This is a genomic window from Bacillus sp. (in: firmicutes) (assembly GCA_017656295.1).
Taxonomy (GTDB): domain Bacteria; phylum Bacillota; class Bacilli; order Bacillales; family JACDOC01; genus JACDOC01.
This window is the reverse complement of sequence record JACDOC010000008.1, coordinates 17501-39642: the sequence shown is the minus strand read 5'-3', so window position 1 is coordinate 39642 and position 22142 is coordinate 17501. Positions and strand designations below refer to the sequence as shown.

27 protein-coding genes and 1 other annotated feature are annotated in these 22142 nt (G+C 39.7%); of the genes, 4 read left to right on the top strand and 23 right to left on the bottom strand.

Features of this window, described 5'->3' with window-relative positions; all coding sequences use genetic code 11:
• Nucleotides 1–209 precede the first annotated feature (209 nt).
• Entirely contained in the window at nt 210–365 is a 156-nt protein-coding gene (locus tag H0Z31_08775; protein MBO8177534.1) for a hypothetical protein, read from the top strand.
• Between the two features lie 37 nt (nt 366–402).
• Here the strand turns inward: H0Z31_08775 and H0Z31_08770 are convergent, their stop codons facing one another.
• The 4 genes from H0Z31_08770 to nadB form a co-directional block, all read right to left on the bottom strand.
• Complete coding sequence (locus tag H0Z31_08770; GenBank protein MBO8177533.1) at nt 403–576, bottom strand: hypothetical protein; 174 nt, start codon at nt 574–576, stop codon at nt 403–405.
• A gap of 265 nt (nt 577–841) precedes the next feature.
• Nucleotides 842–1948 (bottom strand): quinolinate synthase NadA, encoded by a 1107-nt coding sequence (gene nadA, locus H0Z31_08765; GenBank protein MBO8177532.1) that lies wholly within the window; start codon nt 1946–1948, stop codon nt 842–844.
• Nucleotides 1949–1966: 18 nt separating this feature from the next.
• Nucleotides 1967–2800, bottom strand: a complete 834-nt coding sequence (nadC, locus tag H0Z31_08760) for a carboxylating nicotinate-nucleotide diphosphorylase (GenBank protein ID MBO8177531.1) — start codon at nt 2798–2800, stop codon at nt 1967–1969.
• Nucleotides 2769–4355 (bottom strand): L-aspartate oxidase, encoded by a 1587-nt coding sequence (gene nadB, locus H0Z31_08755; GenBank protein ID MBO8177530.1) that lies wholly within the window; start codon nt 4353–4355, stop codon nt 2769–2771. Before nadB ends, nadC begins: the two co-directional genes overlap by 32 nt.
• Nucleotides 4356–4484: 129 nt before the next feature.
• Here nadB and H0Z31_08750 point away from each other — a divergent pair, with 129 nt between their 5' ends.
• Nucleotides 4485–5606 carry an IscS subfamily cysteine desulfurase gene (locus H0Z31_08750; protein ID MBO8177529.1) on the top strand — a complete coding sequence of 374 codons (1122 nt, stop codon included), beginning with the start codon at nt 4485–4487 and terminating at the stop codon, nt 5604–5606.
• A gap of 75 nt (nt 5607–5681) precedes the next feature.
• Nucleotides 5682–6233, top strand: a complete 552-nt coding sequence (locus tag H0Z31_08745; GenBank protein ID MBO8177528.1) for a transcription repressor NadR — start codon at nt 5682–5684, stop codon at nt 6231–6233.
• A 188-nt stretch (nt 6234–6421) separates the two neighbouring features.
• Here H0Z31_08745 and H0Z31_08740 read toward each other — a convergent pair whose 3' ends face one another.
• The 11 genes from H0Z31_08740 to H0Z31_08690 form a co-directional block, all read right to left on the bottom strand.
• The gene (locus H0Z31_08740; GenBank protein MBO8177527.1) at nt 6422–6925 is read right to left on the bottom strand and encodes an NUDIX domain-containing protein; all 504 of its coding nucleotides are present in this window, start codon (nt 6923–6925) and stop codon (nt 6422–6424) included.
• Nucleotides 6926–7136: 211 nt separating this feature from the next.
• Nucleotides 7137–7985 (bottom strand): prephenate dehydratase, encoded by an 849-nt coding sequence (pheA, locus tag H0Z31_08735; GenBank protein MBO8177526.1) that lies wholly within the window; start codon nt 7983–7985, stop codon nt 7137–7139.
• A 123-nt stretch (nt 7986–8108) separates the two neighbouring features.
• A complete protein-coding gene (locus H0Z31_08730; protein MBO8177525.1) occupies nt 8109–8579 on the bottom strand; it encodes an ACT domain-containing protein in 471 nt (156 codons plus the stop codon).
• 12 nt (nt 8580–8591) lie between these two features.
• The gene (obgE, locus tag H0Z31_08725; GenBank protein ID MBO8177524.1) at nt 8592–9875 is read right to left on the bottom strand and encodes a GTPase ObgE; all 1284 of its coding nucleotides are present in this window, start codon (nt 9873–9875) and stop codon (nt 8592–8594) included.
• A gap of 49 nt (nt 9876–9924) precedes the next feature.
• Complete coding sequence (locus tag H0Z31_08720) at nt 9925–10458, bottom strand: Spo0B domain-containing protein (GenBank protein ID MBO8177523.1); 534 nt, start codon at nt 10456–10458, stop codon at nt 9925–9927.
• A 141-nt stretch (nt 10459–10599) separates the two neighbouring features.
• Nucleotides 10600–10890, bottom strand: a complete 291-nt coding sequence (gene rpmA / locus H0Z31_08715) for a 50S ribosomal protein L27 (GenBank protein ID MBO8177522.1) — start codon at nt 10888–10890, stop codon at nt 10600–10602.
• 12 nt (nt 10891–10902) lie between these two features.
• On the bottom strand, nt 10903–11235 hold the full coding sequence (locus H0Z31_08710) for a ribosomal-processing cysteine protease Prp (protein MBO8177521.1): 333 nt from the start codon (nt 11233–11235) through the stop codon (nt 10903–10905).
• Between the two features lie 11 nt (nt 11236–11246).
• On the bottom strand, nt 11247–11555 hold the full coding sequence (gene rplU, locus H0Z31_08705; GenBank protein MBO8177520.1) for a 50S ribosomal protein L21: 309 nt from the start codon (nt 11553–11555) through the stop codon (nt 11247–11249).
• Nucleotides 11556–11566: 11 nt separating this feature from the next.
• Nucleotides 11567–11646: a sequence feature (ribosomal protein L21 leader region), on the bottom strand.
• Nucleotides 11647–11896: 250 nt separating this feature from the next.
• Nucleotides 11897–13378: an Rne/Rng family ribonuclease gene (locus H0Z31_08700; GenBank protein MBO8177519.1), complete on the bottom strand. Its 1482-nt coding sequence runs from the start codon at nt 13376–13378 to the stop codon at nt 11897–11899.
• A gap of 77 nt (nt 13379–13455) precedes the next feature.
• Entirely contained in the window at nt 13456–14322 is an 867-nt protein-coding gene (locus tag H0Z31_08695; GenBank protein ID MBO8177518.1) for a M50 family metallopeptidase, read from the bottom strand.
• On the bottom strand, nt 14315–15061 hold the full coding sequence (locus tag H0Z31_08690; GenBank protein MBO8177517.1) for a M23 family metallopeptidase: 747 nt from the start codon (nt 15059–15061) through the stop codon (nt 14315–14317). Before H0Z31_08690 ends, H0Z31_08695 begins: the two co-directional genes overlap by 8 nt.
• 266 nt (nt 15062–15327) lie before the next feature.
• Here H0Z31_08690 and H0Z31_08685 point away from each other — a divergent pair, with 266 nt between their 5' ends.
• Nucleotides 15328–15468: a hypothetical protein gene (locus tag H0Z31_08685; protein ID MBO8177516.1), complete on the top strand. Its 141-nt coding sequence runs from the start codon at nt 15328–15330 to the stop codon at nt 15466–15468.
• A gap of 75 nt (nt 15469–15543) precedes the next feature.
• Here the strand turns inward: H0Z31_08685 and minD are convergent, their stop codons facing one another.
• From minD to H0Z31_08645, 8 genes are all read right to left on the bottom strand, one after another.
• Nucleotides 15544–16344, bottom strand: a complete 801-nt coding sequence (gene minD, locus H0Z31_08680; protein ID MBO8177515.1) for a septum site-determining protein MinD — start codon at nt 16342–16344, stop codon at nt 15544–15546.
• Between the two features lie 2 nt (nt 16345–16346).
• Complete coding sequence (minC, locus tag H0Z31_08675) at nt 16347–17027, bottom strand: septum site-determining protein MinC (protein ID MBO8177514.1); 681 nt, start codon at nt 17025–17027, stop codon at nt 16347–16349.
• 88 nt (nt 17028–17115) lie between these two features.
• Nucleotides 17116–17634 carry a rod shape-determining protein MreD gene (mreD, locus tag H0Z31_08670; GenBank protein MBO8177513.1) on the bottom strand — a complete coding sequence of 173 codons (519 nt, stop codon included), beginning with the start codon at nt 17632–17634 and terminating at the stop codon, nt 17116–17118.
• Nucleotides 17631–18506 (bottom strand): rod shape-determining protein MreC, encoded by an 876-nt coding sequence (gene mreC, locus H0Z31_08665; GenBank protein MBO8177512.1) that lies wholly within the window; start codon nt 18504–18506, stop codon nt 17631–17633. The genes mreD and mreC overlap by 4 nt, the downstream gene beginning before the upstream one ends.
• 23 nt (nt 18507–18529) lie before the next feature.
• On the bottom strand, nt 18530–19552 hold the full coding sequence (locus H0Z31_08660; protein MBO8177511.1) for a rod shape-determining protein: 1023 nt from the start codon (nt 19550–19552) through the stop codon (nt 18530–18532).
• Nucleotides 19553–19713: 161 nt separating this feature from the next.
• On the bottom strand, nt 19714–20385 hold the full coding sequence (gene radC / locus H0Z31_08655; GenBank protein ID MBO8177510.1) for a DNA repair protein RadC: 672 nt from the start codon (nt 20383–20385) through the stop codon (nt 19714–19716).
• A gap of 53 nt (nt 20386–20438) precedes the next feature.
• A complete protein-coding gene (gene maf / locus H0Z31_08650; protein MBO8177509.1) occupies nt 20439–21008 on the bottom strand; it encodes a septum formation inhibitor Maf in 570 nt (189 codons plus the stop codon).
• A gap of 123 nt (nt 21009–21131) precedes the next feature.
• Entirely contained in the window at nt 21132–22055 is a 924-nt protein-coding gene (locus H0Z31_08645; GenBank protein MBO8177508.1) for an SPOR domain-containing protein, read from the bottom strand.
• Nucleotides 22056–22142 lie beyond the last annotated feature (87 nt).

The window sequence follows — 22142 nt, the reverse complement described above, 5'->3', positions numbered from 1 at the left end:
ATGAATGGGTACAAGACTATGGGCCCCATTTAAGAATCGGGAAAAAAATTTGTCGCTTTCATGATTTATTTGTGTACCAGTATATAGAAACAAAGGAGTCGCTAAAAATTTTCCACTCAATTCGATGCTGAGCAGAAGAAAGAGGAGCACAATGGTTACAATGGAACGGCAATCCGACCACTATAAACTTTTAAAAAGGGCTATGTTATATGTCATGGTTGATATTTAAAAAGTTTATTCACATGGAAGCGAAAGGCGGCGACTCCAGCGGGAACAAGAAGCCGCAAGACTCTTACTTGAGCGTAGCGAGGGAAGCGGCTTGCGGCTTGCCCGCGGAAAGCGTCCGCCACAAGCGTAATGTATAAATATCAACAGAATCATTTAACATATCCTTTAAAAAAATCACTTTTTTGACACCCTCAATGATGGATCAACTTCATCATAAGATAATGTTGTCACTTCTGTGTAATCACCTCGAGCAATCTCCTCTTTTGTTGCCTCTTGCCCAAGTTCTTCATCGTCATCAATTCCAGGTGCAATAGTTGGCTCAATATTTTTCATTTCCTTTTTCAACAATTGTGATCATTCCTTTTTAGTATATTTATTCCCAGCATAACTTGAAATTATTTAGACGTGTCTTATTCTCCGGAAGAACCAATCTAAACGTGAATCACACTTATATCATATTTTAACACTATAGCTAATTTAAACTTTTTTAACGATAAAAGGCTGTCCCTAACGCCTAAATTTCCCCCACCATGCAAACATTCTACTATATTGCAATCGTCGCGTGAGTGTCAGACACTTATGGGACAGCCTCTTTTAGTTATATTCCATTTTTTTACGAACGTTGCAACATCCGTTCAAGAGCCAGTCGAGCGTCATTAGCGGTTTGTTCGTGAACTTGAATACGATTGACTGGCTGCCCTTCTACAATGCTTTCGAGAGACCATAATAAATGAGGTAAATCGATTCGGTTCATCGTTAAGCATGGGCACATATGCGGATTTAAGGAAATAATATGTTTATCTTGATGTTGCTGAATTAATCGATTCACCAAATTCATTTCCGTACCGATGGCCCAGGAAGAACCTTTTGGTGCTTTGGCAATCGTTTCAATAATATAATTCGTAGATCCATTTTCATCGGCAAGTTCCACCACTTCTCGGCGACATTCTGGATGAACAATAATTTTCATCTCCGGATACTGTCGTCTCACTTGATAAACATTTTGTACGGTAAAATTCTCATGAACCGAGCAATGCCCTTTCCATAAAATCACTTTTACAGAAGCGATGTCGCCTGCAAAGATTAGCTCTTCTTGAATCGGATCCCACACAGCCATCTCATCTAGTGGAACTCCTAAGTCACAGGCTGTATTTCTCCCTAAGTGTTGGTCAGGTAAAAACAAAATGCGTTCTTTTTGCGTAAATGCCCATTTGAGCATTTTTTTCGCATTCGACGACGTCACCGTAGCTCCACCGTTTTTCCCGACAAACGCCTTAATTTCCGCAGTTGAATTCACATACGTTAATGGAAGAATCGTATCACCAAACATTTCTTGAAGCTTTACCCAAGCCCTGTTCGTCTGATAAATGTTAGCCATATCTGCCATAGAACAACCTGCCCGCATATCTGGTAGATAAACCAACTGTTCGTTATTTGTTAAAATATCGGCCGTTTCTGCCATAAAATGAACCCCACAAAAAACGATGTGCTTCGCTTCTTTATTTTCAGCTGACAGTTGCGCTAATTTCAACGAATCCCCCGTAGCATCTGCAAATTGAATGACTTCGTCTTTTTGATAATGATGACCGGGAATAAATAAGGACGTACCTAGTTCTCGCTTTATTTCAAAAACTCGTTGTTCCATTTCTTCACGCGTCAATTGTCGATACGTTTCAGGAATGGTTTGTTGAGATGACTGAATTGCTTGCAGGAAACTCATTCAAAACCCCTCCATCCTTTATTTAAAAACTTTTGCACTTATGTCCAGTGCTTTTACCGAATGGGTTAAGCACCCAAGAGACAACACATCAATACCGGTTTCGGCATATTCACGAACATTTTCTAAATGAATGCCACCAGAAGCTTCGGTTAAGATGGATTTCGGAACGAACGGTAGCCATTCGCGTAACGTCTGTGGTGAACAATTATCAAACATGATGATATCGACACCGGCTGCAATCGCTTCTTCCATCATTTCTTTTGTTTCTACTTCCACTTCAATTTTTAGCGTATGACCGGCCTTTTTTTTCACCCGGTTCACCGCTTCGGTAATCGAACCAGCATAAGCGATATGGTTGTCTTTAATCATGATGGCATCATCTAAGCTGTTCCGATGATTTTTGCCACCCCCACATCTAACAGCATACTTCTCCAACATCCTTAGCCCCGGTGTTGTTTTTCGGGTATCAGTAATGATGACACCGGTATGAGCGGTTAATTCGACGGCTTTTTTTGTCATAGTCGCGATGCCACTGAGTCGTTGAAGAAGATTTAAAATCACCCGTTCCCCTTTCAACAAGGTAGCGACCTGACCTCGTGCAACCGCAATCGTGTCAAACGGTTTCACGATGTCTCCATCGCTTTTAAATGTGGTCACTTCAATGGAGTCATCTAACACACGAAATCCCACTTCCAAAATGTCCTTACCACAAAAAATACCTGCTTCTTTTGCAACAAAGTACAGTTCATCTTTTTCGGATTCTCGAAAAATGAAATCGCTCGTCACATCAGTATCACCAATATCTTCAATAAAAAATAGTTCAAGCATATGCTTCAATTTCAATACATTCATGCTGTTTCCCCCAACCGTAATCGTTCATTTGTTGCATAATCGTTTTTTGGCGCCAACGTTCATCTTCTAACGGGAAATCTGAACGAAAATGACCTCCGCGACTTTCTCTTCTCTTTATCGCTCCTTGAGAGATTAAATAACTCGTCACCAGCATAAATAACGTTTGAATGTCTTCCTTTTCCATCTGATCTAACGAATGAGTTAACCAGTACGAAAGGTGAAATTGTTCAAGCCACCGTACATGCTCGTTCAATGCTTGTTGATGACGGACGATACCTACCCGTTCCATGTTAAGTTTTCGAATTTCATCCTTTATCGGGAACGATGGCTTTAGTTCGGCAGTTGGCCAGTTTTTTTCTGTGTTTGGCGTGGCGGAAAGGGAGCTCCTATCACTTTTTATCCAAGAGGCTAAACGACGCCCAAAGACAAGCCCCTCTAATAAAGAGTTACTTGCAAGCCGGTTGGCCCCATGAACGCCACTAAAAGCTACTTCCCCGATGGCATAAAAATGAGGCAGTGTGGTCCGACCAACCGAATCTGTCACAATCCCTCCCATAATAAAGTGACAACCCGGGGCAACAGGAATCTTTCCGCTGCTAATGGAAATACCTTGCTTTTCACAAAACTGACTAATGGTCGGAAACTTTTGCTCAAAATAAGACACGCGTGATATGTCTAAATACACGTTTCTTCCTTTACGCATCTCATCAAAAATCGCTTGGGCAACGACATGTCTCGGCGCTAATTCTTTTAACGGGTGTATTCCTTCCATAAAATAGTAGCCGCAGTCATTGACAAGTCTCGCTCCTTCTCCTCGAACGGCTTCAGAAATTAATCCTTTTGCTTTACCATCTTTATAAAATAACGTAGGGTGAAATTGGATAAATTCGACATCAGCAACGGCGACACCATGTCGGTAAGCGATGGCTAATCCATCCCCGACTACTGTTGGGTCGTTCGATGAAAACTCGTATATGCCTCCAACACCACCGGTCGCAAACACGACATGTTCCGCATACATCTTTTGGATTGTTCCATCGTGAGAAATGGACTTAACGCCAATACACCGATGGGTCGTCTCATCCACGATTAAGTCATAAACAAATTCGTTTTCTAGCCATTCTACATAAGGAAACACTTGTTGAAGAAGAAAATCAATGATCTGTTTCCCTGTTTGATCCCCACCACAATGGACGATTCGTCTCGATTGGTGAGCCCCTTCCATCCCTAAAAGAAGCTGGCCTTTTGGATCTGTATCAAATGGCGCACCTTCTGCAATCAACTGTTCGATAGCATTTTTTCCTTCCTTAATAAACGAATAAACTGAATCTTCGTGTTGAGTAAATCTCCCTGCGTTTAACGTATCTTGAACGTGTAGTATTATCGAATCATCCGGTGCAAGAGGTGCTGCAATTCCCCCTTGGGCTAGATAAGAATTACTATGTGTTTTTAATGACTTTGTGATTATCCTCACATGATAGTCCCTCATTAAGTGTTTGGCTAACTGTAAAGCAGCAATGCCACTACCTACAATTAACACGTCACATTTCATCATAAAAAGTCCTCCTGATTCAACAGGTGTCTTGACACTTATATTTACATATATTTAAACTAATGACAAGAGTTTTTCTTCAGAAGATTGAAAAAGGAAAAATTTTTATGTTACATGAAGAAGGGATTTAACATGAGATATTTAGATTTTGCTGCAACAACGCCAATCGATAAGGAAGCTTTACAAGTATACATGGAAGTAGCCCAATCGTTTTATGGGAATACGCATAGCCTTCATGATATTGGGAGTAAGGCCGCCCAATTACTAGAAAACTGTCGCCTGACGTTGGCCAATATTCTTAATGTACCGAAAGAAGGGATTCATTTTACAACTGGTGGAACCGAAGCGAACCAACTCGCTTTATTTACATTTGCTTGGAGTATTAAAGATGGAAAAAATCATATGATTACGACAAAAGGAGAACATTCGTCGATTCGCTCGACGTTTCCTCTTCTCGAACGTCTCGGGGTGGAAATAACAGAGCTTTCTTTAACATCCACAGGGGAAATCGATCTGAAACAATTAGAAAACGAAATTAGACCGTCAACTTTTTTAGTAGCAACCCATCATGTGAATGGGGAAACCGGAGTTGTCCAACCGATCGACGAGCTAAAAAAAATATTGGCTCCACACGATATTTGGTTGCACGTTGACTGTGTCCAATCGTTTGGTAAATTACCGCTATCCTCTATCGTTTCGAACGTTGATAGTCTAAGTATTTCTAGCCATAAAATATACGGACCAAAAGGGGTAGGAGCCTTGTACATTCGCCCAAATTTGTACATCCACTCACTATTTGCCCAAACACCTTCAGATAACCGTTTACGTGGTGGAACGGTTGATCTTCCTAGTATCGCTGCGTTTGTATATGCCGCTAAGAAAGCCGAGTCGAATCAACAAGCGTATTATGCGTTAGGTGCACGCTTACGAAAATTGTTTTTGAACAAGCTTACCTCCCCATCCATTCGGATTATTCAACACCATGATGCGGTAAAACAGCTCCCCCATGTGATAGGCTGTATAATTGATGGAATGGAAGGCAGTTATGTCATGTTAGAAGCGAATCGTCATCAATTTGCGATTTCAACGGGGTCGGCGTGTCAAATTGGTATGCAGCAACCATCCAAAACGTTAACATCGATGGGGATTTCTGAGGAACAGGCGAAACAATTTATTCGCCTATCTGTAGGAAAAACGACTACCGAACAAGACATGATTGATTTTGCTTCTTTTTTACATCATATTTGTCACTGATGATGCATCTTTACGTTAACCTTTAGAAATATGGTACAATGCAATTATGACGAATTTTGTTCGAGGGGAGTCATGATGAAAGAACAGAAGAAGTTATTAGGCGAAGAGCGTCGAAACTTATTACTAAATATGTTAAAAAATAGTCAACAACCCATTACTGGTGCGGAATTAGCGAAAAAAGCGAATGTAAGTCGCCAAGTGATCGTAGGCGATATTACGTTATTAAAGGCACGAAATCAACCTATTATCGCTACCAGTCAAGGATATTTATACTTACATCCCGTCAATGGACAAAAAGAAGCAACAAAAACGATCGCCTGTTATCATCCACCGGAACGAACGGAAGAAGAGCTTAATTTACTTGTTGATCATGGGGTGACCGTCAAAGATGTCAAAATCGAACATCCAGTATATGGTGATCTTACCGCCTCGGTGATGGTGTCTAACCGGAAAGAAGTACAAATGTTTATGGAACGAATACGGTCAACCAATGCCTCTTTTCTTTCAGAATTAACTGATGGAGTACATTTGCACACTATTTCCGCACCGAACGAACAATATTTATTGGAAGCGGAAAAGGCGCTTGAGAAAGCTGGATTTCTAATGATTGTAGAAGAACAAGAGTAATAAAACAACCCACTCAAAAGAGTAACGGGTTCACTTTTGAGGTGCAAAATGATAATTATCAATCTAAATATCAATCCATTTCGCATCTATGCCACACCATAAATCACGTAATAAATCACACAAAAAAGGAGCTTAATTCTAAGCTCCTTTTGACTTGTATTGGAAATTTCAAAAAAAAGATTAACTAATTAGGACTTTTTTAGTTTATTTAACCATTCATCATTCCACTGGAATAATACTTCCTCAGAAGGCGACTCGAAAACTGATTTAGGATATGGTAATGCAAGTTCAGGCATTTCATTTAAGTTGAAATATCTTAATTCAAAAGTTTCATCGTCTATCGGGTTTAGTTCTCCACTTTGAACTTCACATTCAAACAGAAACACATTATATTCAACTTTATGACCGTTTGGATATTGATAACGAAAGTCTTTTCCTCCGAATACTCCTAATAGTTTCTTTGGAGTAACATATAAGCCTGTCTCTTCCCAAACTTCCCGAACCACGGCTTCAGCAGGAGCTTCTCCAAGTTCTATCGCCCCAGCAGGCAGACTCCACTTTTCTCCGTTACCTTTGTTCTGAAATAATATTTCCCCCGAATCATTCCGAACTATTCCTGCTACACAAGGCATAAAAATCAAATCTGCACCAAGTTTATCTCTTAATTTTTTATAGTAGTCTGACATAGCCATTTCTTTCATCCCCTCATTTAATTGATTGTATTTTCTAAAAATAAATTCACAATTAATATTAACATAAAAATCCAATTAACCTAAAAAATCGTCCATATAAAATAGACGATTTACATTGGAGTTCACTTGTGAATTCCAATGCGTTAATGCTTGTTTTTTACTTGTTTGCACCTCTAAACTGAACCCTTTATCAAAAGAGTGGGTTGTTTTATTATGTAAACGAATAGGAAGGGTAGCTCCCTAACACCTTTACTTGACAACCAAGCGCTTCCATTTCCGCTACCGCTCCCGGTAACAATACATCATCCCATTCTTTTTCAATATCGATAATAAAATAATAATTGCCTAATCCCGTTTTCATCGGACGGGATTCGATTTTAGTTAAGTTCAACTTCCGCCACGAAAAAGCAGAAAGAACTTGATGTAACGCTCCTGCATAATCGGACGGTAGCATCACCATCACCGTCGTTTTCACTTGTTTCGTAGACTGGGAAATACAGCGGAAATTTTCTCGAGAGACGACGATAAAACGTGTATGATTATGTTTGTAATCGTGAATATCTTTTTTGAGAATGGTTAAGTCGTACTCTTTTGCTGCTAGTTCATTTCCAATCGCTGCGTACTTTTTCTCGGGATGCTCGCTAATCCATTTAGCAGCTGCGCTTGTTGAAGAAGTATACTCGACAGGAACACCTTTTAGTTGTTGGTGTAAAAATTTGTGACATTGGGCAATGGCATGACTATGCGATAAAACTTTTTCGGGACGTATCTCCTCTTCAGCTGCATACTGAGCATGCATCATTAAATGTTGGCGTATTGGCAAAATCAATTCTGCGATAATTTTTAAGTCTGTCTCTTGTACTAAATAATCGATAGTTAAATTCACTGATCCCTCAAGTGCATTCTCTAACGGAACAACCGCTATATCTACCTCTTTTGCGGAAGCGGCTTCGATACATTCTGGAATCGTCATATATGGATTCAATTGAACATTTGTAAATGCTCGCTTTACAGCTAAATGCGTGAAGCTTGCATTCGGACCTAAATAGCCTACCTTCATTATGCTCCCCCTTTGTTTACATCCATCTCTATAAAAAATTTCTTTTATTATTAAGTATAGCTTCTATCAGTAGAGGTCCCCCGCTGATGGTTAGTGATAAAAAGAAAAGGTCGAGCTGTCGACCTATGCACCTGAGCCGAGCACCTCGACCTTTTCCACAAATTCTAACTGCCGAAGTTGATCAAGTAACTCATCTAACGTAATGGACATGTCAGTAACATTTAATGATAACGTTACATTTGCTCGACCTTGTAATGGAATCGTTTGGTGAATGGTTAACACGTTACAGTGATGTGATGCAACCACACTTAATAACTGTGATAACGTTCCTGAACGGTCTTCTAAATGAAAAAAGAGGGTAATAATTTTTTCCTTCACAATCGTGTGAAACGGAAAAACCGTATCGCGATATTTATAAAAGGCACTGCGACTTAAATCCACCTTTTTAACCGCATCCCATATGGATGAAACTTTTTTTCGTTCAATTAATTCTTTAGCTTCAAGTGTTTTTTTCATCGCTTCTGGAAGAACATCTTCCCTGACTAGATAAAACTTTAGTCCTTGATCCTTTTTATTCAATGGAATTTCCCCCATCTTTGATGCCTCTTATTCAATAAATTCAAATTCATAATCCAATAAGCGTACGGTATCTCCATCTTGGGCTCCTTTTTGCCGCAGAGCTTCATCAACACCCATCGCCCGCATTTGGCGTGCAAAACGACGGACGGATTCGTCTCTAGAGAAGTCGGTCATTTTAAACAATTTCTCAATTTTCTCTCCAGATAAAACGAAACTACCGTCTGAATCTCTCGTAATTGTAAACTCTGGTTTCGGTTGTTCATGCTTATAAACGACGCGATGAACACCCGTTTCTTCTTCGTGAAGCGGAAACTCAGGTGTTTCTTCTAGCTTATCTGCAATTGCAAATAATAAATCCCGTAATCCTTGGCGAGTAAGGGCCGAAATTGGGAAAATCGGTACGTCGTTTCCTACTTTTTCTTTAAATGTCGCTAAATTCTCTTCAGCGCCAGGCATGTCCATTTTGTTCGCAACAATGATTTGAGGTCGTTCTGTTAAACGTAAATTGTATTCTTTCAATTCTTGATTGATGGTGACATAGTCTTCATACGGATCTCTTCCTTCCATAGCCGCCATATCAATGACATGGACGATGACGCGAGTCCGCTCTATGTGGCGTAAAAATTGATGTCCGAGCCCGACTCCTTGGTGGGCACCTTCAATTAATCCTGGTAAATCAGCCATGACAAAACTGCGACCATCTTCTGTTTCCACCATCCCTAAGTTCGGAACAAGTGTCGTGAAATGGTACTCAGCAATTTTCGGTTTCGCCGCTGAGACAACGGAAAGAAGAGTTGATTTACCGACGCTTGGAAAGCCTACAAGGCCAACATCAGCTAATAATTTAAGTTCTAGAATAACTTCACGCTCTTGACCAGGCTCCCCTTTTTCACAAATTTCTGGAGCCGGGTTCGATGGTGTCGCAAAACGAGTATTTCCTCGACCACCTCGTCCACCTTTGGCAATCACAGCTCTTTGGCCGTGTTCGGTTAAATCGGCGATCACTTCTTTTGTATTGGCATCCATTACAACTGTACCTGGTGGAACTTTTACAACCATCTCTGGGGCATTTTTGCCGTGCTGATTTTTTGACATACCGTTTTCTCCACGCGGGGCTTTAAAATGACGTTGATAACGGAAATCCATCAACGTACGTAACCCTTCGTCTACTTCAAAAACGACATCCGCTCCTTTCCCGCCGTCACCACCAGCTGGCCCACCTTTTGGAACGTATTTTTCACGACGGAAGGCGACCATTCCGTTCCCGCCGTCGCCACCTTTCACATAAATTTTGACTTGATCGACAAACATGTTCATTCCCGTCCTTTCACATAATCTGTCATTCTTTTACGGACGAATGTTATAAACATAACTTAAACGATAGCAATTGTGTGTCTACATGAAAAATTTCTATATGTTTAATGTGACCTTTCGCATTCTCTTCTAACCACGTTTTAATTCGATGTGGCTCCTCCATACGACCTGTTAAGCGAAAGGAAAACGTAATGGCTTCTTTAAATGTATGTAAGGTGAGGTGGAGTATGTTTTCGACATCTTTCGATAGTTCGCAGTCGAGCATTTGAAAAAAAGCATCAATCCATTGATCGAGCCACTCATCTGAAATAGAAATTTCATTTGCTTTCGCATGTATTTCGTACGAAATTTGGAATGCATGAGGCTCCCAATTGTGCGTAATTAACCGCTCAGCTACGCGCGGAAGTTGTAAATTGGATAGTTTCGAATCTTCCTGGGCTCGAGCTACAATCTCGTTAATCAGTTCTTTTACCCGATCCAATTTATTTAACGTAATATACCCCTGAATTAATTGGAGCTGATTTAACCAATCATGTCTTGCATGGCGCAAAACTTCCACAATCGTCCATTTTTTATCCATGTTCATACTCCTATTTTATTGACAAAATAAAGATTCATCTTCTTCTTGTAAGTATAACAAAAAAGAGAAGAATCGTTCTATTATTTATGAAATAAAAATAAGAAAACTCTAACCACTAACGGTTAGAGTTTTCTTATCGTCTTATGCTTCTTTCGCTACTGGGTATACGCTCACTTTTTTCTTGTCACGACCCATACGCTCGAAACGTACGATACCGTCAACTTTTGCGTATAATGTGTCGTCACCACCACGACCAACGTTTAGGCCTGGATAGATTTTGGTACCGCGTTGACGATAAAGGATAGAACCACCAGTTACGAACTGGCCATCCGCACGTTTTGCACCAAGACGCTTCGCGATTGAGTCACGACCGTTCTTAGTAGAACCTACCCCTTTTTTGGATGCGAAGAACTGTAGGTCTAGTCTTAGCATTCGTTCCACCTCCTAGCTGAAGGTAATGTGTATATATTTTCCGTAATCACGTTCAATTGTTTGCAAGGAAATGACCATTCCTTGCAATAACAATTGAACTTTTTCTTCTACGTCTTTTGGCAATTGCTCTGGAACCGTAAATCGAAGATATCCACCATCAGAACTTTGATCAATGCGTGGCTTAATCTTCGTTAATTGAAGAATCGCATTAATTGTTCCGAATGATACGGCTGAAGCACCAGCACAAACAATATCTTGACCGTGTTCCGCGAAGTTCGCATGTCCTTTCATGGTAAAGGACATGATTTTGCCATCTGAAGTTTGTTGAATAGCTACCCGTATCATCGTTCGTCGCCTTACGCGTTGATTTTTTCAATCACAACTTTTGTGTAAGGTTGACGATGACCTTGTTTACGACGGTAGTTCTTTTTCGGTTTGTATTTGAATACAACGATTTTCTTTTGACGGCCGTGTTTTTCAACTTTCGCTGTAACAGTAGCACCTTCAACTACAGGGTTACCTACTTTTACAGACTCACCGCCAACGAAAAGAACTTTGTCAAACGTTACTGTTTCACCCTCTGCAACGTTTAACTTCTCAACGTAGATTGTTTGACCTTCTTCTACTTTGATTTGTTTTCCGCCAGTTTCAATAATTGCGTACATGTTTCGCACCTCCTTAGACTAAGACTCGCCAAACTCAGGTGATTGCTAATGCAATGCTTTAAAACCTGGTGTTGTGCGGTTGTAGCATGGGTGCTGCTACAAACAATAACAATAAAAATCCTAACATATTCACTTAATTACTGTCAACTTATTTCTTTTTATGTTGGTTCTGTTAAACGATACTGTTGATATTCATACATATCGCTTGTGGCGGACGCTTTCTGCGGGCAAGCCGCAAGCCCAAGTAAGGGTCTTGCGGCTTCTTGTTCCCGCTGGAGTCGCCGCCTTTCGCTTCATGTAAATAACTTACTAAAAATCAACAATGACATATAACATAGCCTTTATGTTAAAAGAATTCGCTCGGCATCACGTTGTTGTCCAACAAATGAGATACGATAGAAAGGATAGGCATTGTTGATTTCTTTCATATGTATACGAACAAATAACGTTTCTTCTAGCTGCTTATGGTGCTCCCCCTTTTCCCCAATAAAAAATTGTTTTACATCAGGAGTTAATTCAACAATGACCGCTTCATACTCCCCATTTTTTAATTCCCATAGCTCCCTTTCTAATCGAAATGCTAACGATTCTGCGGATACGACTCTCCCCCTACCATCACAAATCGGACATGTCTCTGTTGTCTCGGTTAACCACGAATTTCTTGTTTTTTTACGTGTTAATTGGAGTAATCCTAATTCCGTAAATCCGATTACATGAACGCGTTTTGTGTCCTGCTTAATTTCATTTTGCAGTGCTGTAAGAACAATATTTCGATCCACATCCGATTTCATATCGATAAAATCGACGATGATAATACCGCTTATATCCCTTAACCTGAGCTGTCTAGCAATTTCAACCGCTGCTAATCGATTCGTCTCAACAACCGTGTCTTCCAGGCTATTTTTCCCCGTAAACTTTCCTGTATTGACATCGATGACCGTCATTGCTTCGGTTTGTTCAATCACGATAAAGGAGCCATTCGGCAACCACACTTTTGGTTGACGTAATTTATCCAACTGCCCTTCTACTTGATAAGCAGAAAAAATATTTTCGTTTCCTTGATACCGGTAAATCGACCATTTTGGTGTTTGCTTAAGCCATGTTTTTATTTGCTGGTAGAGGGAAAATTCATCAACGAGAATGGTCCCTCCTTCTCCTGTCAAGATTTCATTTTTTAACTGGGTGAGCCATTCATCGTGTTCATATAAAAGGGCAGGTGGTTTTAGACTTGACAAACGGGATATCATGTTGGAAAAAGCGGTTCGTAATGTGATTAATTCCTGCTCAATCTCATTTGTCGTTGCATTGGCACATTGTGTACGTATAATAACCCCTTCATCATCTTTTAGTAGCTTCCTCACAAAACTTTCTAACTGATACCGAGTTTGTTCATCGGTGATTTTTTTCGATAAATGAATGCGTCGGGCAAACGGTAAATAGATGAGGTACTGTCCTCCCCATTCAATCAGTCCAGTTAAAAACGGCCCTTTTAGTTCTGTTCCGTCTTTTTTTACTTGGACGACGATTTTTTCTCCTTCCCGAACCCAATGATGAATAAGCTTTTCTTTTTTGGTGGATTCATCGAGAGGAGAAAGTAGGTAAGAAGGGAGTTGATCACGATGCAAATACCCGTTTTTTCCTATTCCAATGTCAACAAAGGCGGCATTTAAGCCCTTTTCAATGGAAACTACTTTCCCATAAAATATATTTCCAACTAAGGTTGAATTGGTTACAGGTGATAGTTGGAGCCGTGACAGTACCCCATCATGTAAAATGGCATAGCGCTTTTCTCTTTGTAAGGCGTTAACTATCAATTCGACCAAACGGCATTCTCCTTTTATGTATCTCGAAAATAAGAAAAGGTCTTTATACAGACCTTTTTCTTTAAGTATACACGTTTTCAATACGCATATAAAAGCTCATCGATTCGTGCTGAAAACATGTTGTACGAAAAAAAAGCATGGAGTACTTCATTTTCGTCTAGCGATCCTATTTCTTTTCCGTTTTTTACAACAACAATCGGATGTTTGTATCCTCTTTGAAATTTTTCCAATACGGAAAATAATTTTTCGTCAGCTTGGACATAAATTGTTTTTAATTTTTTGATTGTCGACGCTTTTCCATAATAACGGTCCATTAAAAACCTCATAAACGTATAATGTCTCTTTTTCCATTCCATCCATATAGAAAAATATAGAAAACTAAAAATAATCCATAAGTTTAAATGATATGGGGATAGCCAAAGCATACAACTATGAAATATAAGCAAACTGACTAGTGACCATGCTAAAATGGCTTGATACGCTTGCTGGAACGATAAAAATCTTGATAGGCCTAATAACAGTAATTTTCCCCCATCAAGCGGCCAAATCGGAAGTAAGTTAAAAAATAGAACCATATAGTTAAACGTCATCCATTCACTGTACAGGTATGGTGACATCCAACCTAACCGAAACAATATAAAACCAGCAGCAAGCATCCAAACGTGCTGCAGCGGACCAGCAATAATGAGAATGAATTCTTCTAGCTCGCTGCGATTGCCATGTTCATCTACTTCAGCTACTCCACCAAAAGGTAATAACGAGATTTTTTTTATTCTCCAAGAAAAAAAGAGTGCGGCAAAGGCGTGTCCGAGTTCATGAACAAACACAATGATAAATAAAATAAGCAATGAAATAAAATGTCCAGTAACAATTGCCAAACACATGACAAGCCAAAATAAAGGATGAATCGATAGTTTTTTTCCGATAGAGACCCATTTATTCAAAGGAGATCACCTGTATTGGATCAATGAAATGATTATCTTTTTTAATCGCAAAATAAAATTGTCCGGCCTGCTCGTTCGTCACTTGGGCCGTTCCTATTTTTTCTCCGCTACTAACCGGTTGATAAAGGGTGACATCAATTGTTTGTAAATGTCCATACCACGACTCCGTACGGTCCACATGCTGAATAATCACCGTGTTACCCAATCCTTCTTTTTTCCCAGCAAAAACAACAAGTCCATCGTTAATCGCTTCAATATCCGCCCCAGCCTCTGTTTCGATCATCACGCCTTGTCCGGTTTCATCAAAGCTTTCTTTCACTTTTCCCGAAGCTGGAACCGCATAATCAGGTGTTGCTGTAAAGTTACTTTTATTTCCTGACTTCGTTGGGAACAAGGCTAGCGGTTGATCAAACGTATTTTCGTACCAGTTGGCAATTGACGCAAATTGAAATTCTTGACTCATTGCTTCTTGAATGAGTGCTCTTGTATTTTCTAAGGACGGGGAGGTGTTTTTAAAAATAATGGCTACAGCTAAAGTGAGCAAGGCAGAGCAGAGAATTTTAAACATCAGCACTTCTTTGTTAAACAACGGATGATCATCATCTCCTGATACTTCAAATGATGGATATGAATCCATTCCGAATCGCTCTTCATCCATCGCAGACCAATAGGTTGGAGGTTGACGACTTTTCCTTCTTTTTTCAATTCTTTTTCGGATTTCATCTCGCCGATTCCCCATACGCACATCATGCTCCTTTATCAATTTGTACCAATGTATGTCTTGTCCGAAAAAGATATGACAAGGGAGATGATGAATGTTCATCCGAACTTCATTGGTAACTTTATTACAAATAGTTTAGATTTTTCGTAAACAGCTCCTCAATTTTGCATGAATGACCAAAAAATCCATTAATTACAAGCATTGAACAAGTATTTATTTTGTTTAAACAAACAAATATAAAGTAACTTTATCGTGATTTATGAAAAAGGCTGGGTTATATTTTATTGTTGATTTTTAGTAAGTTGTTCACACGGCGGCGACTCCAGCGGGGACAAGAAACCAGGCAAGACCCATACTTGAGCGTAGCGAGGGAAGCATCTTGCGGCTTGCCCGCGGAAAGCGTCCGCCACAAGCGAAATGGATAAATATCAATAGTATCATTTAACAAAGCCATAAAAAAAGAGACTCAAAGTGAAAAACACTTCAAGTCTACAAATCATTTATCTTACGCCAAACAGTTTTTTAATTTTCGAAAACATACCACCTTTTTCATCTTCTAGTGGCTGTAACGGAATCGATTCACCGAGGATACGGCGGGCAATGTTTCGATAGGCAATTGATGCCTTGTTATTTGGATTTAATACGACTGGTTCTCCTTGATTAGAAGATTTAATTACTTCCTCATCATCGACAACAATACCAATTAATTCGATCGACAAATGGGTCGTTATCTCATCAATATCGAGCATATCACCGTTTTTCATCATTTGACTGCGAATTCGGTTAATGATCAATTTTGGTGGTTCAATGTCTTCTTGCTCCAATAAACCGATAATGCGATCTGCATCGCGAACAGCGGAAATTTCAGGCGTTGTTACAACGATAGCTTTATCCGCGCCAGCGACCGCGTTTTTGTAGCCTTGTTCAATTCCGGCCGGACAATCAATAATTACATAATCAAAATCGTGCTTGAGCTGCTCAACTAGTTCTTTCATTTGCTCCGGCTGAATAGCTGATTTGTCACTTGTTTGAGCGGCTGGTAAAAGGTATAATTGGTCATCAAACCGTTTATCTTTCACTAGTGCTTGGTGCATTTTACAACGTCCATTGACGACGTCAACGAGGTCATAAATAATTCGGTTTTCCAGCCCCATAACAACGTCTAAGTTTCTTAGTCCAATATCAGTATCGACTAAACAAACTTTTTTCCCTTGTAGGGCGAGGGCCGTTCCAACATTTGCAGATGTTGTCGTTTTCCCTACGCCACCCTTTCCGGAAGTAATGACGATTGCCTCACCCACGTTCAAAATCCTCCTTTAAGCTTTGTAATATTCGGTCGAAGCTGCTTTAACACTTTTATACGATCAATGACAATTTGATAAGAATCGTCTATATATGCACATTCCATTTCATGTGATTCATTTTCGTCGTATTGGTCTGGTGCTCGGTTTAAGCAATGATTAATGCGGAGCTGGGATGGCTTCATGACAGAAGCTGCAATGACCGCCTCATCGTTACCAGAGCATCCGGCGTGAGCAATGCCTTTTAATGCTCCCAAAATATAAATATTTCCACCGGCCACTACCGTACCGCCTGGGTTGACGTCGCCAATTAGCAACAAATCACCTGGGACTTCTAAAACTTGTCCAGAACGAACAATCCCGACTACAGAAGTAATTTCTTGCTCGTCTAGTATTCTCTGAACTTCTTGTTTTGTCATCACATTGGAAACAATATCATCAACCACTAAATTTTTTTTATGTCGAACTAACTGCTTGATTTCTTCTATTTGTTCATCGGTTAAAAACCGATTGCCAACATCAATTCGCACGGTAATTAATGGATAGTCGTCTTGATTGATATATTGGGCTGTTAATTTTTCGTCTAATTCTTTTTTCAATTCTTCATAGGAACACTGATCATTTAAAAATAAAGTTAAACCATCTTTTGTTCCTTTTATAAGTACATTTTGCTTTTTCTTCATGGCGTGTCATTTCACCTCAGTTAAACAATAATTCGACAATGAACCACCATTTTCCTCTTTTTTATCATTTTTTCGTGAGTGAAAATCGTTATTCTTCTGAACGTTCATTTTTCCAGCGAAGCAGCTGTTTCCTTAATGGGAACACGACAAGTAAAAAGAAAACGGTGTTTACGAATAGTGTTGGCCACAATCGAAGTTGGACAAATTGGTCAAAAGAAATGGTTGTCGTCTGGATAAGCAGATGGAATTGGTAGACAATAAATTCTAGGAAAACGTTACCAAATAATATAAGTAACGTTACAACCAGCACGTTTGACTGAAGCACAATCATCAACTTCGATGTCCCATAAACTATAAAAGGGAACAAAGCTAAGTAAACACCAATGATTTCCGTGTAATACATATCGTAGAATAAGCCGAATACAAATGATAAAAGAAGCGCACTGCGACGATGATCATATATGACGATAGTCATTAAGATAACTAAGGTGAAATGGGGTATGATGATCCATTCTTTTCCGAATATAGTTGGTGGAAAATGCATCACAAAAATACTTTCAAAAACAAAAGACAAAGCGACGATGAGTGTAAGGATAAAGCGTCTCATTCAGCTTGATCCTCACTTTCATCCTCTAATTGTACTTCGGTTATACTTCGTTTGACGACCATTACATAGACGATATCGTTTAGGTCTGCTGCTGGTTTGACGTACGCCGTTTGGTTTAACCCGTATTGATCTGGTTCAACTTTTGCTACTTCCCCAATTGGAAGCAATCTTGGAAACACGCCACCGAGTCCAGATGTCACTACCTTTTGTCCTTCTTTAATTTCGACATCAAATGGTATTCGTTTCATGAGCAACATCTCTGACTCTTCATCATACCCTTCAATTAATCCGTAAACATTTTCTTTTCCTTGAATAAGAGCAGAAATACGGCTTTTCGAATTGTTCATACTCAATAATTCAATGGTGGAAGTAAACTTGTTGGTGCTTCTTACTTTCCCAATTAATCCTTTCGAAGTGATGACCGCCATATCTTTTTTAACGCCGTCTACTTCTCCTTTATTAATTTTTATATATTTATTCCATTGGTCTGGATTACTGGCAATTACTGTTCCGTGAATCACTTCATAATCTCGAAGGCTTTCCTTCATCCCTATAATTTCCCGTAATTCTTCATTCTCTTTTGTTAATTCACTGACAAGTGTTTCTAATTTCGCCAATTCTTCTAACCGAATTTTTAACTTCTCGTTTTCTTCATATGTATTTTTGATTTCTTCTAAAGTTTCAAAGAAGCCCGCAATATAATGAGCGGGCTTAGCAATTACTACTTGGCCTATTCCAATCATGTCGTTGGCGAACTTTTCCGGCCATGTTAGGCTTCCGCGTTCCCTAAGGGAAAACCCAATCAATGCCACAAGCACAATGATACTTACTAACAATACAATCAGACGTTTATTTCGAAAAAATAGTGGCATGATGTACACCCCAGTTTGTTATCTTAACGAGATTCTTTTGCTTTATTTTTAAACATATGAATATTATCTAATGCTTTTCCTGTTCCTATAGCAACGCAATCTAGCGGGTCTTCGGCAATTAATACAGGCATTTTCGTTTCTTCGCTAATCACTTTGTCTAAGTTTCTTAACAGCGCTCCTCCACCGGTTAAAACAATTCCACGATCCATAATATCAGCTGCGAGCTCTGGAGGAGTTTTTTCAAGCGTACCTTTTACGGCTTCAACAATTGCATAAACGGTATCATGAAGTGCAGCGGCAATCTCTTCAGCGGTTATTTCAATCGTTTTTGGAAGTCCTGTGAGCAGGTCGCGTCCTCGAATTTCCATTGGTCCAATTCCTTCTGGGTTTGCTGCTGAACCAATTTCCACTTTAATTTGCTCGGCTGTTCGATCACCAATCATTAAATTGTATGTCTTGCGAATATATTGAATAATCGCGTCGTCCATTTCATCACCAGCTACGCGAATCGATTGGCTCGTCACGATACCACCTAGCGATATAATTGCGACTTCTGTTGTTCCTCCACCAATATCCACAACCATGCTTCCGGTTGGTTCCCAAACAGGAAGATTTGCACCGATCGCTGCTGCAAATGGTTCTTCAATCGTATACGCGTCTCGTGCACCAGCGGAACGAGTAGCATCAATAACAGCTCGTTTTTCGACAGCTGTTATCCCTGATGGAACACACACCATCACATACGGTTTTCGAGAGAATAGTCCTTGATTTTTCATTGCTTGATTAATGAAATACTTCATCATGGTTGCCGTTGTATCATAGTCAGCAATGACCCCATCCTTCATTGGTCGAGTGGCGACGACATTTCCTGGTGTCCGACCAATCATATTTTTCGCGTCATTTCCTACAGCCACAATTTGTTTCGTATCTTTTTGTAGTGCTACAACCGATGGCTCGCGTAATACAATTCCTTTTCCTTTCACGTAAACGAGCGTATTCGCCGTTCCTAAATCTATTCCAAGGTCTTTTGTTCCAAATCCAAACATGCGTGTATCTCCCTTTCTGATACAGAATCCTTAATATAGTCTTTATACCAAACCTACGTTTAAAGTAAGAAAATTAGTAGCAAAATAATTCTTTGACGAAAAAATCATAACCAATATTATAGCCGAACGTCAATGAATTTCATAGAGTGGAAACCTATCTGTTATAAATATCCTTTTTCTTTTAAGCTAACATATTTCTTTTCGCCAATGATTAAGTGATCGAGTACTTCAATTCCTAACATCTGTCCGCATTCCACTAATCGTCTCGTCACTTCAATATCTTCACGACTTGGCGTTGGATCACCCGAAGGATGGTTGTGTACACAAATTAGAGAAGCAGCAGATCGGCGAAGGGCTTCTTTAAAAACTTCGCGGGGATGAACAATCGATGCATTTAAACTCCCGATAAAGACGGTCTGTTTATGCATTACTTGATTTTTCGTATTTAAATATAAACAGACGAAATGTTCTTGGGATAAAAAGCGTAGCTCTTCCATGACATATTTAGCCCCGTCTTCAGGGGACCGAATGACGTACCTGTCTTCAAACGTCAAGTTATGGATGCGCCTGCCCAACTCAACGGAGGCTAACAATTGAACCGCTTTAGCCTTTCCAATTCCTTTGACCGCCATCAACTCTTCTAACGAAGTATCTTTTAACATACGTAAACCTTCAAAATAAACAAGAAGACGATTAGCCAATTGTAAAACAGATTCTTCTTTCGTTCCTGTCCCAAGCAATATCGCTAATAATTCTTGATTGGAAACACTTTGCGGTCCGTTTTGAATAAACCTCTCCCTCGGACGGTCATTTTGTGGCACATCACGTAGCATCATGCTATTAATCAATATTTATCCTCCTTTTTTAGGAGGAACTTTTTAGGAGCTTACGAAAACTCTACTGACAAACGCTTTAACACACGATGTACCTTTGAGATTGGTAAACCGACTACTGAAAAATAATCTCCGTCAATTCGTTTTACAAATGTTGCACCAAGACCTTGAATACCGTACGCTCCCGCTTTATCAAACGGTTCACCACTATTCAAATATTGTTCGATTTCTTCAGCAGACAGCTCCCAAAAAGTTACCTCCGTCTTTTCGACAAAATGATGAACCGTTTCGTTATATACGATAGCTACCCCAGTTAATACTTCATGTGTGTTTCCTGATAACGCTTGCAACATGTTTCGAGCATTTTCACGATCGACAGGTTTCCCTAATATCTTTCCATTTAATACGACAACGGTATCAGCACCTAAGACGACGTCGTGAGGATATTTATTAGCAACGTCTTTCGCTTTACGTATGGCCAATTCAGCGACTAACTCTTTTGGCGGAAGGTCAGCTTTTACTTCTTCACTAACAGTACTAGGGTGAATGTGAAAAGGTAAGCGAATTTGTTGTAGGAGTTCCTTTCTTCTCGGGGAACTTGAGGCTAAGATGAGGTTTGGCATAAAACCTACACTTCCTTTCTGTTATCGAGGGAGATACAGTATAATCGTACCAAATTCTTTTTTTCCGGACAATAAAAAGCCCGGGATTTGTCGAATTTTGATTTCCCGGAAAATATATATCGATTAATAGATAGAAAACATCGATAAGAGCGTCGCTTGTGTCTTCCACCATTGTATATCATTTTTCCCTTCTCCTAATGAGAGCAATTGTTGAAAGGTTTGATCTATGATTCTAACATACTCCTTTAATTGAGGAGAAAACTCCTTTTCTTTCAACGATTGAATGTTAATATATTCCTTCTCCAATGCCGTATGATCGAGGGAACTACTTGACACGTATTGATCCATTTGTTGCAAAAGGACCTGGAACGATTCATTCAACATAAGGAGGGCGTTTTCTTCCGAAGGTGTAAGCTCTATTGTTTTTCCCGTTAACGTCCATTTTTTTGCATAAGCGTCAATCCCTTTTTCTTTTAATGTGGCTGCTAATTGTTTAGCCGTAGTCAACTCCTTCGTCATGCCAGCAAAAATAAAATACTGGTTCCCATCGTGAACAATTTTTGTCGGTAAGCCGTTTTGTTTCAATGATTGTTCGAATTGCAGGGCCGCCTCTTCTTGCTGAAAGGCTCCTAATTGAATAACACTAACGGAAACGGTAGGTAGTTGGTACGTTTGATTTTCTTTATTTACTGTGGGGGTAGTTTTTGTTACCTTTTGAGATACGGGTTCGTCGCTCGAAAAAAAATTTAACATGATGAGCCCAAATACTCCCCCTGTTACTAAGGCTGATACAATGGTTGTCCACCATTTCAAAATATCTCTTCCACGAAATGGTCCAAAACCTTTTTTACGGTTCCATAAGCTTTTATATGATGAACTCACTACTGGCTTTTCTTCATTTTCGTCTACAAGCACAGCTTCGTCCGTGCTAGCTTGCTCTTCCATTCCTTCGTCCCAGCGGTGAACAATGACACCTTCTTGAAAATGGCGTTCTTTCCCGTTTATTTTTACCGTAATTCGATGTTTTTTATCTTCCGGCTTGTCCAAGCGGAGACACCTCCTGCCTTTTTGTTCCATGCTACCATATGGAATAAAAAAAAGAACAAGACTTTTGTCGTCTTGTCTAGAAAGTTA

What these genes read in the sequence shown, in the direction of transcription:
- mreC (MBO8177512.1), bottom strand. Translation starts at nt 18,506, where the DNA reads ATGCCACTATTTTTTCGAAATAAACGTCTGATTGTATTGTTAGTAAGT.
- rplU (MBO8177520.1), bottom strand. Translation starts at nt 11,555, where the DNA reads ATGTACGCAATTATTGAAACTGGCGGAAAACAAATCAAAGTAGAAGAA.
- H0Z31_08690 (MBO8177517.1), bottom strand. Translation starts at nt 15,061, where the DNA reads ATGGGGAATCGGCGAGATGAAATCCGAAAAAGAATTGAAAAAAGAAGG.
- H0Z31_08745 (MBO8177528.1), top strand. Translation starts at nt 5,682, where the DNA reads ATGAAAGAACAGAAGAAGTTATTAGGCGAAGAGCGTCGAAACTTATTA.
- rpmA (MBO8177522.1), bottom strand. Translation starts at nt 10,890, where the DNA reads ATGCTAAGACTAGACCTACAGTTCTTCGCATCCAAAAAAGGGGTAGGT.
- radC (MBO8177510.1), bottom strand. Translation starts at nt 20,385, where the DNA reads ATGCTACGTGATGTGCCACAAAATGACCGTCCGAGGGAGAGGTTTATT.
- obgE (MBO8177524.1), bottom strand. Translation starts at nt 9,875, where the DNA reads ATGTTTGTCGATCAAGTCAAAATTTATGTGAAAGGTGGCGACGGCGGG.
- mreD (MBO8177513.1), bottom strand. Translation starts at nt 17,634, where the DNA reads ATGAGACGCTTTATCCTTACACTCATCGTCGCTTTGTCTTTTGTTTTT.
- H0Z31_08720 (MBO8177523.1), bottom strand. Translation starts at nt 10,458, where the DNA reads ATGGATAAAAAATGGACGATTGTGGAAGTTTTGCGCCATGCAAGACAT.
- nadC (MBO8177531.1), bottom strand. Translation starts at nt 2,800, where the DNA reads ATGAATGTATTGAAATTGAAGCATATGCTTGAACTATTTTTTATTGAA.
- H0Z31_08660 (MBO8177511.1), bottom strand. Translation starts at nt 19,552, where the DNA reads ATGTTTGGATTTGGAACAAAAGACCTTGGAATAGATTTAGGAACGGCG.
- H0Z31_08710 (MBO8177521.1), bottom strand. Translation starts at nt 11,235, where the DNA reads ATGATACGGGTAGCTATTCAACAAACTTCAGATGGCAAAATCATGTCC.
- H0Z31_08775 (MBO8177534.1), top strand. Translation starts at nt 210, where the DNA reads ATGTCATGGTTGATATTTAAAAAGTTTATTCACATGGAAGCGAAAGGC.
- H0Z31_08730 (MBO8177525.1), bottom strand. Translation starts at nt 8,579, where the DNA reads ATGGGGGAAATTCCATTGAATAAAAAGGATCAAGGACTAAAGTTTTAT.
- minC (MBO8177514.1), bottom strand. Translation starts at nt 17,027, where the DNA reads ATGAAGAAAAAGCAAAATGTACTTATAAAAGGAACAAAAGATGGTTTA.
- pheA (MBO8177526.1), bottom strand. Translation starts at nt 7,985, where the DNA reads ATGAAGGTAGGCTATTTAGGTCCGAATGCAAGCTTCACGCATTTAGCT.
- H0Z31_08740 (MBO8177527.1), bottom strand. Translation starts at nt 6,925, where the DNA reads ATGGCTATGTCAGACTACTATAAAAAATTAAGAGATAAACTTGGTGCA.
- maf (MBO8177509.1), bottom strand. Translation starts at nt 21,008, where the DNA reads ATGCCAAACCTCATCTTAGCCTCAAGTTCCCCGAGAAGAAAGGAACTC.
- nadB (MBO8177530.1), bottom strand. Translation starts at nt 4,355, where the DNA reads ATGATGAAATGTGACGTGTTAATTGTAGGTAGTGGCATTGCTGCTTTA.
- nadA (MBO8177532.1), bottom strand. Translation starts at nt 1,948, where the DNA reads ATGAGTTTCCTGCAAGCAATTCAGTCATCTCAACAAACCATTCCTGAA.
- H0Z31_08750 (MBO8177529.1), top strand. Translation starts at nt 4,485, where the DNA reads ATGAGATATTTAGATTTTGCTGCAACAACGCCAATCGATAAGGAAGCT.